Source organism: Acinetobacter sp. AOR01_HL (assembly GCF_027855455.1).
Taxonomy (GTDB): Bacteria; Pseudomonadota; Gammaproteobacteria; order Pseudomonadales; family Moraxellaceae; genus Acinetobacter; species Acinetobacter baumannii.
In genome coordinates, this window is record NZ_JAKTIM010000047.1 from 46,075 (window position 1) to 61,020 (window position 14,946).

General features: G+C 39.5%; 13 protein-coding genes and 1 pseudogene. 10 read left to right on the forward strand and 4 right to left on the reverse strand.

Annotated elements, in window-relative coordinates; genetic code table 11:
- Window positions 1–9: 9 nt before the first annotated feature.
- From MKL62_RS14710 to MKL62_RS14720, 3 genes are all read left to right on the forward strand, one after another.
- Window positions 10–471: a hypothetical protein gene (locus tag MKL62_RS14710; protein WP_000949172.1), complete on the forward strand. Its 462-nt coding sequence runs from the start codon at window positions 10–12 to the stop codon at window positions 469–471.
- 39 nt (window positions 472–510) lie between these two features.
- Window positions 511–1,083: a guanylate kinase gene (locus MKL62_RS14715; protein ID WP_002125274.1), complete on the forward strand. Its 573-nt coding sequence runs from the start codon at window positions 511–513 to the stop codon at window positions 1,081–1,083.
- A gap of 72 nt (window positions 1,084–1,155) precedes the next feature.
- The gene (locus tag MKL62_RS14720; RefSeq protein WP_002125265.1) at window positions 1,156–1,776 is read left to right on the forward strand and encodes a hypothetical protein; all 621 of its coding nucleotides are present in this window, start codon (window positions 1,156–1,158) and stop codon (window positions 1,774–1,776) included.
- On the opposite strand, the gene MKL62_RS14725 is transcribed toward MKL62_RS14720, so the two are convergent.
- Window positions 1,764–2,192 carry a hypothetical protein gene (locus MKL62_RS14725; protein WP_002125269.1) on the reverse strand — a complete coding sequence of 143 codons (429 nt, stop codon included), beginning with the start codon at window positions 2,190–2,192 and terminating at the stop codon, window positions 1,764–1,766. The genes MKL62_RS14720 and MKL62_RS14725 overlap by 13 nt on opposite strands.
- The gene (locus MKL62_RS14730; protein WP_002125263.1) at window positions 2,189–2,866 is read right to left on the reverse strand and encodes an AAA family ATPase; all 678 of its coding nucleotides are present in this window, start codon (window positions 2,864–2,866) and stop codon (window positions 2,189–2,191) included. The genes MKL62_RS14725 and MKL62_RS14730 overlap by 4 nt, the downstream gene beginning before the upstream one ends.
- Window positions 2,867–3,068: 202 nt before the next feature.
- On the opposite strand from MKL62_RS14730, the gene MKL62_RS14735 reads away from it, so the two are divergent.
- On the forward strand, window positions 3,069–3,485 hold the full coding sequence (locus tag MKL62_RS14735; protein WP_001180909.1) for a hypothetical protein: 417 nt from the start codon (window positions 3,069–3,071) through the stop codon (window positions 3,483–3,485).
- Here MKL62_RS14735 and MKL62_RS14740 read toward each other — a convergent pair.
- Together MKL62_RS14740 and MKL62_RS14745 are read right to left on the reverse strand one after the other, a co-directional pair.
- Window positions 3,482–4,066 carry a tyrosine-type recombinase/integrase gene (locus tag MKL62_RS14740; RefSeq protein ID WP_000124734.1) on the reverse strand — a complete coding sequence of 195 codons (585 nt, stop codon included), beginning with the start codon at window positions 4,064–4,066 and terminating at the stop codon, window positions 3,482–3,484. The two genes, MKL62_RS14735 and MKL62_RS14740, sit on opposite strands and share 4 nt — an antisense overlap.
- Before the next feature lie 339 nt (window positions 4,067–4,405).
- Window positions 4,406–4,825, reverse strand: coding sequence for a helix-turn-helix domain-containing protein (locus tag MKL62_RS14745; protein WP_000833467.1), 420 nt, complete (start codon window positions 4,823–4,825; stop codon window positions 4,406–4,408).
- An 857-nt stretch (window positions 4,826–5,682) separates the two neighbouring features.
- Here MKL62_RS14745 and MKL62_RS14750 point away from each other — a divergent pair.
- The 6 genes and pseudogenes from MKL62_RS14750 (at window position 5,683) to MKL62_RS14780 (ending at window position 14,912) form a co-directional block, all read left to right on the forward strand.
- A complete protein-coding gene (locus MKL62_RS14750; RefSeq protein ID WP_001005719.1) occupies window positions 5,683–7,605 on the forward strand; it encodes a cobaltochelatase CobT-related protein in 1,923 nt (640 codons plus the stop codon).
- 144 nt (window positions 7,606–7,749) lie between these two features.
- Window positions 7,750–8,994: an AAA family ATPase gene (locus MKL62_RS14755; RefSeq protein ID WP_270899789.1), complete on the forward strand. Its 1,245-nt coding sequence runs from the start codon at window positions 7,750–7,752 to the stop codon at window positions 8,992–8,994.
- A gap of 25 nt (window positions 8,995–9,019) precedes the next feature.
- Window positions 9,020–9,685, forward strand: coding sequence for an RNA polymerase sigma factor (locus tag MKL62_RS14760; protein ID WP_000252085.1), 666 nt, complete (start codon window positions 9,020–9,022; stop codon window positions 9,683–9,685).
- A gap of 50 nt (window positions 9,686–9,735) precedes the next feature.
- Entirely contained in the window at window positions 9,736–10,416 is a 681-nt protein-coding gene (locus MKL62_RS14765) for a hypothetical protein (protein ID WP_000840050.1), read from the forward strand.
- Window positions 10,417–10,461: 45 nt separating this feature from the next.
- A pseudogene (gene dnaE, locus MKL62_RS14775) lies at window positions 10,462–13,652 on the forward strand (DNA polymerase III subunit alpha).
- A gap of 51 nt (window positions 13,653–13,703) precedes the next feature.
- Window positions 13,704–14,912 carry an IS256-like element ISAba26 family transposase gene (locus MKL62_RS14780; RefSeq protein ID WP_000343018.1) on the forward strand — a complete coding sequence of 403 codons (1,209 nt, stop codon included), beginning with the start codon at window positions 13,704–13,706 and terminating at the stop codon, window positions 14,910–14,912.
- Window positions 14,913–14,946 lie beyond the last annotated feature (34 nt).

Sequence of the window (14,946 nt, forward strand, 5' to 3'; positions counted from 1 at the left end):
TATATATTGATGTTATCTAAAGCTAAAAAACTACATCGTCAAAAAGCTTTACGTCCTTCTACTGAACAATGGGAAATTATCGCAACTATTGGATTTGCCATTATTCTTACAGTTATCGGGTATTTTTGCATTGGCGGAGCTAAAGCGAATGCAGCGGTGGTAGCGAGAGCAGCGTCTGTATCCTCAGCTCGTCCTTCGACATCTTTTGCGCGGTCTTACAGCAGCTCGTCCACACGCGCTCCGACCACTACAAGTTTTCGTTCTAGTCCAGTTAAGACTGTGACAAAACCTAGTACGATTCGTTCTGTGAAGCCTGTTACAACGCCTGCTAAACCGATGCCTGTTTCTTCTTCATCTACACAGAAGAAATCGCGTAAGATTGGTTTCCAATATGATTACTATGCATTTACAGATTGCATCCCTTATTCAAGCGGAAGTTTCCAAGGTTGGAAGTGTATTGATCGGGATTAATTGGGGCGGTTCTACCGCCTCTTCTTATGAGGTATGACGATGTTTGTATTGTTATCTGGAACAACGTGCAGCGGCAAAACAACCATTGCTGACGCGCTGACCGAGAAATATGGGTTTAATCGTATTGTTACCACAACATCACGGCCGAAACGGGAAGGTGAGGTTGATGGTTTGCACTACCACTTTATTACTCAAACAGAGTTTGATGCACTGAAAAAGGCTGATCAGTTCCTTGAGACAAATAAACATGGTAATTATGAATATGGCGTAACGATTGATAATTTCAAAACCTTGCCAGATGATCGAAATGCCATAATTATTGTCGACCCAAATGGATATAAGAAGATTAAGCGTTATCTGAAAGCAAATGAAATTAAATATCTTGGGGTTTTTGTCGACGCTGATATTAAAAGCCGTCTACAACGTTTAATTGTTCGAGCAGATCAGAAACTTGCGGAACGTTTAGAAGTCATGATTCAGGTCGAATCTCATTGGATAAACGAAATCAACCAGTACGATATGTTGATCCAGAATGATGAAACGATTGAAGATGCCTTAGAGCCGATTTTAGATCATGTGCGCCGTGCAGGACATTTAGATAAAATAGCCTAAGCATTTTGATGAACAATTAAAATTTCCTAAAATAGAATGCTCCGATAATTTCAATAATTTCGGAGTTTTTTTATGCTACTAAAATCTGTTCCTGGTGTTTTGCCTGCACTTAAAAATAGCGATTTGGCAACTACGAAATTATGGACCACTCACATTGAAAGAATTACAAATTATCAATTAAACGCCGTAATTGCTAAATTCAAGTTTAAAAATGAAGAAAGTCAAATTGATAAGGAAATTGAATACGCGGTTAGTCAGATCAACGACGCTATTTATAACCGCCAAATCAACTCGGTAAAAATTGCTCGATTTAAATTAAAAAAAGATCATTCCATTACGGTGAGCAACCTAATTGCTGGTTTATTGAAGCTGAAGGAAGTTGAAAGAAAGGCTGTGTTGTTCTCATTAGAATCAGGATTAAGCCTTGATGAAGTGACAAACTTGGAAGTTAGACAAGCCAATGTGGCAGCTAGAAACTCAAAACTAGCGAGAGAAATTATTAAAAATTGCCCTGTGAGTATCAAAACAAACTATTTATTTTGGGAATCAAATGAGGAAAAGGAGCATGAAAAGCTCAAAAATTTAGAGCAAGCTGTGTTTGAAGCCTTTGGTTTTGACTTCAAACTGCTTGCCCTAAAATACGAGAATATTATTTATGACGAATGGTTTGAATTTCTTGGTCAGACGTCATAATTGTCGCCGAGTTTTTTGATTCGACGAGCCGTATATTCTTCTAAAGCTTCATTGAGCATGGTTGTAAAAGTGGTCTTGTTAGAACCCATGCCAATGGAGCTGATAGATTTAAGCCAGTTCAAACGAAGGTACATTTCTTGGCTAATATTGTTGTTAAAAGGACGTTGAATTAATTTCAAGTCTTCAGGAGCAATATTAATGCCCTGACGCCAAGGCGCTTCACGGTCCTTTTTCTCTTTAGGTTTGCTTAATCCTGATAGTTCATCAAGCTTATCAAGGTCTACAGGTTTTTCATTAGCTTCTGGCGTTGCTGTGGCAGTTTGTACTGGAGCACTCTTTGTAAAATCGGATGCATTTGAATTTTCAGCTTGTACTTTTGCAGCTTTGCCTAATGATAATCCACCACGTCCACTCATTTGAACAACTCCTCAGCCAATGCATTTACTTCTTCTGCTGCCTTAGAGGCACCAATATTTAACTCAATAACACCCAGACCCATGCCATAAGCTCTTGAATATGCAATACGGTCGTAATTTACGGAATCGAGAACTTTTGCAAAATCTTCAACTTCTTTAAACGCATTACGCGCATCGTCTAAAGCTGTGATACGTGCATTTGTCGGGACTTGAGTGATATAGATGTAGACATGAAGTGGATCGAGGTCCCTTTCATTTACACGGATATTATTTGCTTCTTCAATTAATTCCAAAATTTCCCCAGTTGATTCTACGTCAGCTTGGTTAGGGCGAGTTGGAATAAGAATGGCATCGGAACAAAGCAGCGCTTCACGGAAGCCAGAAGAGTCATAACCACCGCAATCGAGAATTACGTTAGGTGTTTCACTTTCAATTTTTGGAATGACTTTGTCAATTTCTGGTTGACCAAACAAATGATAAGTTTTGATTGAGCCGGTCTTTTCTATGAAAGTTTGGGCTTGACGATAAATACCCCATTTAACCGAATTTTTATTGGCGTCAAGGTCGACAAGAGCTACGTCTTGTTTTTCATTATTGGCAATCCATGCAGCCAAATTGGTAGCCGTAGTTGTTTTGCCGACGCCACCTTTTGAATTGGCGATCAATAATTTCATTAAATCCTCAACATAAACGTTGGCGAAAATCGTAGTGTAATAGTAAATGCGCTAGATAACAATGTATAAACTTGTATTCATTGCTATGTAGAAATCTATATAGAAATCTATATAGATTATTAATTTAAAAATTAGATTGTATTTAACTAAAACAAAATGTTTAATAGTTCTAATTGCTTACATATAAATTCATAGGCTTAAAATGCAGAATCAAATCAGACAATTAGAAGATGGAACTTTTGAAATAGGTACTTGGATTCAGAATGCAAATGGTGAAGTTGTGTTCTTTGATGCAACGAGTGCCAAAACATTAGAAGAAGCAAACAAGATTGCTGATGAGTTGGATGATCAGGAATTTAAATTAGCAAAGAGTGAAATTGATATGCTTGGCGGCATTCAAGGTGCCAATAAGGTTCTGGAGCTCATGAATGAAAACGAAGCCGTTGCCGTTGAATTTGATAAAAACCACTTTGATATTAATGAATTAAAATTCTATAACCAAAAAGATTTTGAGCAGCGAATGGATGACTACCTAGATAATGGTGAGACTGCAACCTATCTATATGCAGACTTTGAAATCCAAAGCCTGCTGCACAAAACTAGATTTTTGAAATTTTAATTTAACTTTTCAGCAACTTGGCGGAGCAATTCCGGATCCGATGCAAAATATTTTTGCGTGGTCAGGATTGAGCTATGCCCCATCAATTGTTGAATTGAATAAATATCACCGCCCTTTCTTATTAGCCTTGTGGCAAAGGAACGTCGACCGGAATGGCTGGTTGCTTGAATACCAGCCTTCTTATAACAGTTATTAATCATGGTCACCATGCTATTTGGTGAGAATGGACCGCCCTTCTGCGATAAAAATAAAGGTGCGTCGGGATCCTTTGGTCTTTCTTTTGTTATGTATTCTTCTACCAGTGATCTAGCGATTGGATTGACTAGGAATACCTCACGGTAGCGGTTGCCTTTAGTAATATTACCGAGCAATCGAATAATATCCTTCAGCTTGCCCTTCTTCACGTCGTAAACATCGCCGACCTTTAACATTGATAATTCTTTAGCGCGAAGCCCAAGGAAGTGTGAGAAATACAAAACACATTTGTTCCGTAATGCATTTACGCCCGTTTGAGTGGCTAAAGTAATCTCAAGATCATCTTCTGACACATATGGGGCTTTTCCAGTTGTTGTTCTTGCCATAAATCGACCAAATAATTTTTTATTACATTTTTCCAAAAACGGAAAGGATATAAAAACAGTCTACCACATGTCGAAAAATAAAAAATGTAATAAAAGATACATTTTATTATATTTTTTGGGGGTGCAAAAAGGCAGGGCGTCATATCCTGTCGTATACGTACTTTTCTATTAAGAGTGGTATTTCAAAGTTTGATTTAAATTGGTAATCTATAACAATCTTGATTTTGTAACGTTTTCAAGTTTAGGAGGAGCTATGAAAGAAAAATTTAAAAACAGTAATTTAAAGGGTATGAATAGCAAAAAGCCCGAACTTGATCGGGCAGTAAGAATAAAAACAGATTAGTTGACTTTAAGTGTTTCTAGGAAAGCATCAAAAGCTTCTTTCTGTCTAGGGTTAGTGAAAAACTCAAAATTATGGCCATCATTTGCTTCGCGAATTTGTTTAATTAAATTCGATTCTGCATCAGTAATAAGAGGTTGCTCAATCATGGCTTCCATTTCTTCAAGCAGATGAGGCATGTATTCCTCTAGGCAGCGCATGAAGAGGTCTTTAGCATCGATTTTTAAAGCTTCAGCCATAGCGCGCACACGTTCAAGAGGCAATTTGCTTTTACCACGAACAATGAAGCTAACCATGTTTTGATTGATACCCATAATCTCTGCCAATTGCGACTGATTCAGATCCGATGCATTTAGTTGAGCGTCGAGATATTGGGCGACAGTTAGTTTGCGTTTGGTGTTAGTAGCTGCTGATTTCATAGTAACGTTTTCCTTAGAATATTCTTAATAGATATAAAGTCATAATGTCGGAATGTATCCTCGATACAACATTATAGACTTAAAATATTTGCGGTTTAGGTAAAGTATATCAGTAAGTGCTGATTTACCCAAGTTCAAGAAAAGTACAGATTTGTATAGGATTGGATAACATGACATCGGTCACAATTAACGGAAAAATTTAGTAAGTAAGCATTGATTAATATTTTCTTATTTTTGGGTTAAACTAATGGTCAGACTATAGGTGAGTAGATGCTCATTTTAAGTACAGGCAATTTGTTAGCTGATGCAGACAATCATACTATAATGACAACGTATCGACTGATACCAAGAGGAAGTATAAGCCTCATTCAAGCCAATTATTTGTCAAAAAAGTATGATAGTTAGAGTATAGGAGTAAAAAATGTCGAAAAGTGTTGAAGTTATTACGCCTGAAACCGTAGCAGATTTCTTGGCAGAGCAGGGTTCTGAACTGATCTTTGAGGGAAATCAAATTAATGTAATTAAAGGAAAAAAATGAGGAATGCGGTGATTTCCTTGTGATTAACAATGCACTTGGCGAAAATTTGTTTATTAAACTTAGCTATATAGTCTTATGAGTCTACCTAAATAATTAAAAATCCCTCACTTGACCCTTCTCTGTGGTTAGTGTCCAAGGTTTGATGCTGGCCACGGTCAAAATAAACCCTCTATTAAAACTCAAAATCTCCCCAATTTCACTCTTTATTTTTCAATAAATATTTTTATAATGCTTTTTAATATTAGTAAGCACTTGTTAATATACTGTCAGGTCTGTATATAGACATCCAATAATGACTTTTTCAGATTGAGATTTTTAAATGAATGAGCGCATACATATTTTAAGACAAGCAATTGTTGTCGTTACCCAAGCACTGACTAACTCTGATATTGCAGTAACACAAGAAGGCATTGAGGCAGGTGTGCATAAGGATCCAAAGACAGGCAAACCTGTGCGAATTAACCTTCCATATCTTCCGGACAATTCACCAGATTCGCTGATTGATGCGGTTCAAGGTTTTCTTGATCAAGAGGTAGCGAAGTATCTTTTTACCGATTTTTCTCTCAAGCTAAAAGGATCTGAAGAGGTAAAGACTTTAACTTCATTGTTAGAAGAAGCGCGTGTAGAACGTTGCATGGCTGAAAAATATCGCGGTTCAAATATCAATATGAAAAATGCGAGCCAATTTTTCATTGATGAATTGATTGACGATAAATACCAAAAACTTGTAAAGGAAAAAGCTTCTGATGAAGAAATTACGCAACATTTAATGTTGCCAATGTTACGTGCGTTAAGTGGTCAGGAAGTCTTTGAACATTACTTAAAAGACAAAATGAAGCATATTAAACCTGTGTGGGACATGCTTACTCCTTTTAAGCCAGAGATTGAAAAATTAAAGTCCACAAAAGACACAATGGATTTGGCTCAGCGTATCTATAAGGTACTGAAAGATGAGCCTGAATTGCCAGAACTCCCTGACAGCGAGCATGATGAAGATAGCGACAGCTTACCAGTGCCAAAATCGCCAGGTAAAAGCGCTGGTGTAGGCAATAGCAAAGATGAGAATGAAGAAGATGATGATGAAGGTGGTTCTCTAGGTGGAGCTGTTGGTGCCGATGAGGGCGAAGATGAAGAAGGCGAAGGCGGTAGTGGTGGAAAAGCTAAACAACGGCCTAATGCAGTTAAGCATTCACTAGAAAGTGACGATAAGAAGAGTGCCCCTCCTCGTAGTGAATTTGTGGCTGCAATTCTGGACTCGTTAAAAGACACCAAAAACAACTACAGTGAGCAACTAAGCAAGAAGATTGCACAACGCACAGCAGCGGACGTTAAAAAATCTAAATACGCAGTATTTACCAATGAAGGTGATGTCATTGAACCGCTTGAAGTTCCTAAACTTCATTACGATGACAAGATGTTTAAACGTCTTGAAGACAAGGTAGCTTCAATGGTTGGTCCTATGCAGAAAGATATGGAGCGGGCAATTCAGGCACGAAGTAAATCTGTATGGGAAAATGGATTAAAACAAGGAAAATTAAACAGTTCATCTTTAGCACGACTGGCTTCAACTGGTGATTGTCGAATTTTTCGTAAGCGCGTTGAATCAAAAACCAAAGACGTTGCTGTGAGCTTGGTCGTCGATATGTCAGGTTCAATGTGCGGTTCTAAAATCCATACTGCCGCTGCTGCGAGTTACGCACTATCAAATGTTCTGGATCGTCTCAAGATTCCTCATGAAGTGATCTGCTTTACTACTCATACAGACTCAGCCACTTACCACAAGCGTTTAAAGCAAATTCGTGAAGCAGAAAAAAAATATGGCGTTAGTTATTCACGCTATGAAAACCTTTATATGCCTGTCATTAAAGGCTACAACGAGCGCATTAATACTGAAACAAAACGTCGATTTGGATGGCTTCCTCACTCAGGTTTAATGGCGAGTAACATTGATGGTGAATGTGTAGAAATTGCTGCACGTCGTCTAATGGGGCGTAAGGAAGCAGGTAAAATCATGATGGTGCTTTCTGATGGCTCACCTGCGGGTGGAGGTAACAGTCGAGATCTGGAATATCACTTAAAAGAAGTGGTGAAGAAAATCGAGAAGAGCAAGGTAGACGTCATTGGTATTGGAATTGAAGATGATTCTGTTCGTAGATTCTATGACAAACATGTGGTGATTCATGACGTTGAGCAATTACCTAGCCTAGTAATCTCGCGTTTACGCAGTATGTTGTTAGCGTAGAATTTGGGTGGAGATTGCATCATTTGGGTATTATAAAATATTAGTAAGCACTTAATTTATTTTTATGATGCAATCTTATAAACTTTCAATATCAGTTAGTGATACTTTTTCATAAATGATCGAATCCGTTTTTGGAGCTTATAAATGTCTAACGATCCTATTATCTGTGAAATCTGTGGTGGAAAAACTCACGTAATTGCTAAGCATTTAAAAGAAAAACATCCTGAAACTACGTATGAAGAGTACAAGAAACAGTATCCAGATAGCCCTTTATTGTCGCCTTTAGCGCAGAAAAAGATGCAAGAACAGGCTGAACTGAAAAGAGCTAAAGAAGCAGAGTTGGCAAAGGCGCAACAAGAAAAAGCAACAGATACTTCAACATCTAAGGAAGAAACAACAGTGTCTACTAATAACCACAATGTAAAGTTAGCGCTTACTAATAACGAGGCAAAACCAAACGATATTGTGGTGTCTAAACCATTTCATGAAATCTTTGATCTGAAAGGTAAAAGCGCGCTTAGTGGTTCAGGTAAACCGATTCCAATCTCATGCATTGAGAACTCTGCCTTCCCGGAAATGATTCCAGAAATTAATGATACGTATGTATGGAACGTGAACGAGCTGAAGGATGTCATGATTGCATTGGAGCTAAACATCAACCCTTACGTGTGGGGACACAAAGGTGCTGGTAAATCAGAAATGTTTGACCAGATCGCAGCTCGAACTGGCCGTCCTCTTGTTCGTATTCAGCACACTTCAAATACAGAAGAATCTCACATTGTAGGTATGTGGACGGTTAAAAATGGTGAAACCATCTTTGAGCTTGGGCCATTAGCTTTAGCGATGAAGCATGGCTGGATGTATTTGGCTGACGAATATGATTTCGCGCAACCAAACGTTTTATTTGTATATCAAGCTGTACTAGAAGGTAAACCTTTATATATCAAAGAAGCAGATGCAGCTAACCGTGTCATCAAACCACATCCAAACTTCCGTTTTGCTGCAACAGGTAACACGAACGGTTCAGGTGATGAAACTGGTCTTTATCAGGGTACTAACTTACAGAACTCAGCGAACTACGACCGTTTTGGCTCAGTGATCTATAAGAGCTACATGAAGAAAGAAGATGAGTCCTTGATTATCCAGAAACGTGTAGGTTTATGCGCAGAGGATGCTGACAAGTTAGTGGATTATGCAAACTTGGTACGCGAGCAATATGCAAACTCTAAGATCAGCGACACCATCTCACCACGTTCATTAATCAACGCAGCAATGATTGGCTTGCGTCGTAACGATTACAAGCACGGTCTCAAATTGCCGTTTACTAACAAGCTCACTCAAGTCGATCAGCAAGTTGCGGAAGACTTGGCTCAACGAGTGTTCGGTTAATTCGGACACTTTTTGGGGGTGGGCTATGGTAAGAAATCAAGATCAGCTTTTCAGAGATCATGACAAGCTTCTTCGTCATTTGGCACACCGGAATATTAGCCGACTTACCTCAGTCGGCTATTGCATTGACGTTGAAGAGCTGTATGCCATTTTCTGTGAAGTTTTCGTGGTATCGATTCAGACTTGGGATGAAAGCAAAGGCAAATTAACGACTTATTTAACTACTGCTTGCCTCAACATGGTATCGAGATTACTGAAAAAATACCATTTGGGCGATAACAGAACGGAATACGAGTCCGACATTTTGCATCGTATGGGTGATGGTGAAGATGACTGTGATTATGACGTTTTTGTTGATCACCAGAGCCAAAATATTTTAGGCCCATATGAGTTGATGCAGACTCTTACAGAAGAAATGCAGCAGCTTTCACCGTTCGCAAAAATTTTACTCAAATTCACCTTAAATCCGCCTGATTTCATTGAAAGAGAGTTGTTGGCACAAGAAGCCAAATATCAGCTTTCCCTCAATACGCCTGAGAAAAATGAATCGCGGGGACCAAGACGTCGCAAATTGAATCTAAGTTTTGTGGCTAATTGCATCATGAAAACAGCCGAAACAAACAAAGAAAAACGATTCATTCGTGACGCTGTGAAAGAAGTTGAAGAAGCCGTTACGCGAGTTGCTGTCTAAATCATTTCAACACTTTAAAAGCGTATATAGCGCAAAAGAGAGCGTTTTAAATGAAATCAAACGAAAACGAAAGAATAGATTTTATTGAAGCAAAGGCTTTTGGTTGTTTTGGTTCAATCTCATGTTTTTCGCGTGATAGCGAATATTGCCAACGATGCCCGGCATTTGAGGCTTGTGAGCAGAAATCATATGAAACGCTTAACGCGATCAAGCAGGTTGTTAATGTAAACGATTTACTCAAACAGCATGAAAAAGCTCGGATGGCGCAAGAAGCTAAACGCAGAGCCTTACGTGAAGAAATGAATGCAGCCAAAAGTCTTTCTTCGGGTGGGATCCAACCAAAGAAACCGACTCTCGTTGAACGAGCAACCAAGGTAGAGAAAGTCTTTTTTGAGCCTACACCGGAACAGCAGGAATTAATCGTGAAGCTGCCTGTAAAAGCTCAATCGTTTGCATTGACCTTAGTTAAGAGCGGTTTAGTGACCGAGATTAAGGATGGATTGGCCAAAAACGAAAATGCCATGAAAGGAAAAACTCCAGTTTGGCTCAGTCTTGCCGTCGAAAAGCTTCTTTTGGGTGGATATACGCGCAGTGAACTAAAAAAAGCGTTTATGGAAGAACTCAACTGGAAAGAAAACACTGCACAAAGCCATGTGTCGTTAGCTTTTGTTCTTTTGACCTGTTTTGGGATTGCGAAAGAAGAGTCTTCCAAATTGTTAATTTCCAAATGATTTTTAATTTAATAGCTGTAAGAGATTAGTTGTATAGGATTCTCTATGTTAAACCACGCAATGTCAGTGCAATCTGACTTTTCGATAGGAAAATCATTATTAACGGTAGACAAAATTGTCGAAGCTGCAAAAGGCTTAGGCTATTCATCGGTCGCAATCGTTGATGACATGTCCTTACATGCATTGGTAGATTTTTCGAACAAAGCCACCAAAGCCAATATCAAACCGGTGTTTGGTTGTCGTTTGCGTGTATATGACGATTCTAAATATCGTAAGCCCCCTGCCTCATCTGGTATTGCTGAAAAACGCAACTTGATGTTCTGCCCAAAAGTCTACATAAAAAGCGAAAAAGGCATTAAAGGCTTATTCAAACTTCTTACAGACGCAAACTCTAAAGAGCAATATTACTATACCACAGCCGTACTGATCTGGATGCTCTATGCAAATTGGAAGATGTGGTCGTAACAACTGGTGATATGTACGGTCTGTTTAGTCACCCTGATCACGAAAGAATTTTAAATGTATTAAAAGCGAGATTTGGTGATGATTTATATATTGAATTTAGTCCGATCAATACGCCATTGTTCGACCGCTTAAACTACTTAGGCTATTTGGCGTATGAACGCGAAAAAATTAAAACCGTCGTCACTTATCCTTTTAACTATCTTGAGAATGAAGATGCGGACACTTTGGATGTATTGAGCGCTATCGCAACCAATACCCAACTTGATTTGCACTATCGTCCTATTCAATACGTAAAAGATTTTGGTTTTAAAGAGCCAAAATTCATTTTAGACCATACAAAAGCTGCTATTCAGCGTATGGCTAAATATGAGCGCGTCAATTCAGCGGAAGCTTGGAAAGAAGGTCTAAAGAATATTTCTGAGCTGGTGGACAAATGCCAATATATTTTTGAGAAGCAGCCAGTTTCCCTACCTAAGCTAAGCACTGACGAATTTAAAACACTATGCGCGAAATGCTTGGAAGGCTGGAAGAAACGCTTTTCTAAAGAGATTCTTGGATATAAGCCAACGAAAGCTGAATTAGATACAGTATATAAATCTCGCTTAGGCTATGAGCTTTCAATATTAAAAAAGATGGGCTTTGAGTCCTACTTCCTGCTCGTTGAAGACTTGGTGATGTGGTCTAAAAACAACGGCGTGATTGTAGGCCCTGGGCGAGGTTCTGTTGGAGGTTCATTAGTCGCTTATCTGCTTGGGATCACGGACGTTGATCCTATACGTTTTGGATTGATCTTCGAACGTTTCATCAATCCTGAACGTCTTGACTTGCCTGATGCCGATCTGGACTTCGCTTCAAGCGGTCGCTACAAGGTGATTGATTACCTTGTTGAAAAATATGGTGAAGATTATGTCGCTGGTATCTCGAACTATTCAACACTAGCTTCAGCCTCAGCCCTACGTGATACAGGTCGTATCAGCGGTTTGAACAACATGCAATTAAGTGCGACCAAGCTTGTGCTTAAAGAACATGGAACGTCACTTGACCTGAATACTTCTGCGGACGCTGTGCCTGAGCTAGACAAGTTCCGCAATGAACATCCTGTTATCTGGAAGCATGCAACTAAGCTTGCAGGCACAATGAAATCGTTTGGCCAACATGCGGCAGGTATTGTTGTTGCAGGCGAACCTATCGTTAATCGAGCCGTGCTCGAGACTAGAGGAAAGTCACCAGTCGTCAATTGGGACAAGCGTGTAGTTGAGGATTGGGGATTGATCAAGATGGACTTGCTCGGTCTTGCCACCTTAGATGTATTAAACATTGCTTGCGAATATATCAAGGACCGTCATGGCAAAGAGATTGATTTGCTGTCTATTCCCCTAGACGACCCAAAAACATTTGATGCATTTGCCAAGGGCGAAACGACAGGTGTTTTCCAGTTTGAAAGTAAGGGGATGAAAAACCTTTTAAGGGAAATCGCCAAAAGTGGTTCGATGACCTTTGAGGATATTTCCGCAGCAACCGCTCTTTATCGCCCTGGTCCGATGGATTCAGGACTGCTTGATGACTATGTGGCCGTTAGACAAGGATTGAAAAACGTTGAGTATGATCATCCAAACATGATCGATGCTTTGAAAGACACTTTAGGGGTCATTATCTATCAAGAACAGGTAATGAAAGTGTCGGTCGACTTTGCTGGCTTTACCAATGCAGAAGCAGACAGTTTGCGTAAAGCAATGGGTAAGAAAGACAAAGACAAAATGGCCGAAATGCGTCAAAAGTTCGTAGACGGCGCAGTAGCCAAATCAGGTGTAGAGCCAGATTTCGCAGGTGAAATCTTTGACAAGATCGAAGCGTTTGCCGGATATGGCTTTAACAAGTCTCACTCGGTCGAGTATTCAATCATTTCGGTTTGGTGCGCATATATTCGCGTTCATTACCCTGCTGAATACTTTGCCGCAAGTCTCAGCGTGGTTGATACAGAAGATAAGCTCACTGGACTTGTGAAAGATGCGCGTGAATGCGGCATTGAGATTCTTCCTCCTGATATTAATTATTCAGCCGATCGTTATAAGATTAAATCCAATACTGAAATCTTGGCGCCTTTCAATGCAGTTAAAGGTATTTCAGAAACGATTGCCAAAGCGATTGTGAAATTGAGAGAGAAGAATCGGGCTTGGAAAGTCGTTCGCTACAAGAAGTCGAGAAAGACAGGTGAAACCACACCGATCTATGGTCCTGATGGTTCAGTTCCACCAAAAAAACGTTTTGATAGCTTTGACGAGTTCGAGAAAGCAGCATCTCAACCAAACTCGAAAGTGAATAAAACAATCGTTGAAAATCTCAGAGCAATTGGGGCGTTTGCAAGCATTGAACCTAGTGAGCCTTCAGCGAAAGACCTCTCACGACGAAAGGATCAAATGAGGCTATTACCAGGATTAATTATTGATTCTGTAAAAGCAGATAGATACACAGATACCTCAGAGCCATTCCTGCGAGCTTCGTTGGTCGAGCATATGCGCGATTGCAAGCAATGTAACGGTTGCGACCTTGCTGGACAGGTTCATCCAGATATTCGTTTGGGTAAAAAGATGCGATTTATGGTCGTGGCTGACTGCCCAACTTGGGAAGAGGAAAAGAAAGGAAAACTTCTTGAAGGCGAGACGGCCCAATATGTGAAAGCTGCAATTAAAGATAATGAATTAGCAGTAGCGGACGGTTATTACACAACGCTCGTCAAAGCCAAAAAAGGGACTGTTCTAAATTTTGTGTAAGTACTTAATTTTCATTTATCCTTCAGAGGATAATTACAAAAGGTACTTCACATGGATGAAGCAACAATCAAAAGTATGGCTGCCGAATTGGCTAAAGGTCTAAAAACACCAGAAGACTTAAACCAAATGACAGCAGTCTTTAAAAAATTCATGATTGAAACTGCACTCAATACTGAACTTTCAGACCATCTCGGTTATGAAAAGCATCAGCCCAAGAAAGGCTCAAATAGCCGTAATGGGTTTAGTTCTAAAACCATTACAACTCAAGATGGACAACTGGCTTTAGATATTCCCCGTGATCGAGAAGGTTCATTTGAGCCACAAATTATCAAAAAGCACCAAACACGCATCACCAGTATGGATGACCAAATCCTCTCACTGTATGCAAAAGGAATGACTAATAGGGAAATTGTAGCCTTCTTCAAAGAAATGTACGATGCCGATGTGTCAGCATCTCTCATCAGCAAAGTTACCGATGCTGTGATTGAGCAAGTGACTGAGTGGCAAAATAGAGCCTTAGATAGCCTTTATCCTGTTGTCTATCTTGACTGTATTGTTGTCAAAGTCCGTCAGCACTCCAATGTGATTAACAAGTCCGTATACCTTGCTTTAGGCATCAATATGGATGGGCAAAAAGAATTACTGGGTATGTGGATTGCTCAGACAGAAGGTGCCAAATTCTGGCTGTCAGTCATGACAGAGCTAAAAAATCGAGGAGTACAGGACATTCTTGTTGCCTGTGTAGATGGATTAAAAGGCTTCCCTGACGCGATAGCCTCTGTTTACCCTCATACTGATATTCAACTGTGTATCGTGCATGTTGTACGCAATAGCCTGAGATTTGTAAGCTGGAAAGACTACAAAGCTGTTACGTCGGGTCTGAAAGCGATTTATCAGGCAAGTACAGAGGAAAATGCTTTAAAATCCCTAGACATCTTCTGTGATCAATGGAATCACCAGTATCCCAAAATTGGAGAATCCTGGCGGGCCAATTGGGAAAATATCCGAACGATCTTTAGCTATCCAGCCGAAATACGTCATGCAATTTATACAACAAATGCGATTGAGTCGTTGAATAGCGTAATACGCCATTCAACGAAGAAAAGGAAAATCTTTTCATCTGATGACTCAGTAAAGAAGGTCATTTACTTAGCAACATCAAATGCTGCGAAGAAATGGACGATGCCAATTCAAAATTGGCGTTTAGCAATGAATTGGTTTACGATTCAGTTCGATGATCGATTAAAAGATCATTTATAAAAAATGGAACTTACACAAAATAATTTACAGGCTC

What these genes read in the sequence shown, in the direction of transcription:
- MKL62_RS14780 (WP_000343018.1), top strand. Translation starts at nt 13,704, where the DNA reads ATGGATGAAGCAACAATCAAAAGTATGGCTGCCGAATTGGCTAAAGGT.
- MKL62_RS14745 (WP_000833467.1), bottom strand. Translation starts at nt 4,825, where the DNA reads ATGAAATCAGCAGCTACTAACACCAAACGCAAACTAACTGTCGCCCAA.
- MKL62_RS14730 (WP_002125263.1), bottom strand. Translation starts at nt 2,866, where the DNA reads ATGAAATTATTGATCGCCAATTCAAAAGGTGGCGTCGGCAAAACAACT.
- MKL62_RS14750 (WP_001005719.1), top strand. Translation starts at nt 5,683, where the DNA reads ATGAATGAGCGCATACATATTTTAAGACAAGCAATTGTTGTCGTTACC.
- MKL62_RS14725 (WP_002125269.1), bottom strand. Translation starts at nt 2,192, where the DNA reads ATGAGTGGACGTGGTGGATTATCATTAGGCAAAGCTGCAAAAGTACAA.
- MKL62_RS14715 (WP_002125274.1), top strand. Translation starts at nt 511, where the DNA reads ATGTTTGTATTGTTATCTGGAACAACGTGCAGCGGCAAAACAACCATT.
- MKL62_RS14760 (WP_000252085.1), top strand. Translation starts at nt 9,020, where the DNA reads ATGGTAAGAAATCAAGATCAGCTTTTCAGAGATCATGACAAGCTTCTT.
- MKL62_RS14755 (WP_270899789.1), top strand. Translation starts at nt 7,750, where the DNA reads ATGTCTAACGATCCTATTATCTGTGAAATCTGTGGTGGAAAAACTCAC.
- MKL62_RS14720 (WP_002125265.1), top strand. Translation starts at nt 1,156, where the DNA reads ATGCTACTAAAATCTGTTCCTGGTGTTTTGCCTGCACTTAAAAATAGC.
- MKL62_RS14710 (WP_000949172.1), top strand. Translation starts at nt 10, where the DNA reads ATGTTATCTAAAGCTAAAAAACTACATCGTCAAAAAGCTTTACGTCCT.
- MKL62_RS14740 (WP_000124734.1), bottom strand. Translation starts at nt 4,066, where the DNA reads ATGGCAAGAACAACAACTGGAAAAGCCCCATATGTGTCAGAAGATGAT.
- MKL62_RS14765 (WP_000840050.1), top strand. Translation starts at nt 9,736, where the DNA reads ATGAAATCAAACGAAAACGAAAGAATAGATTTTATTGAAGCAAAGGCT.
- MKL62_RS14735 (WP_001180909.1), top strand. Translation starts at nt 3,069, where the DNA reads ATGCAGAATCAAATCAGACAATTAGAAGATGGAACTTTTGAAATAGGT.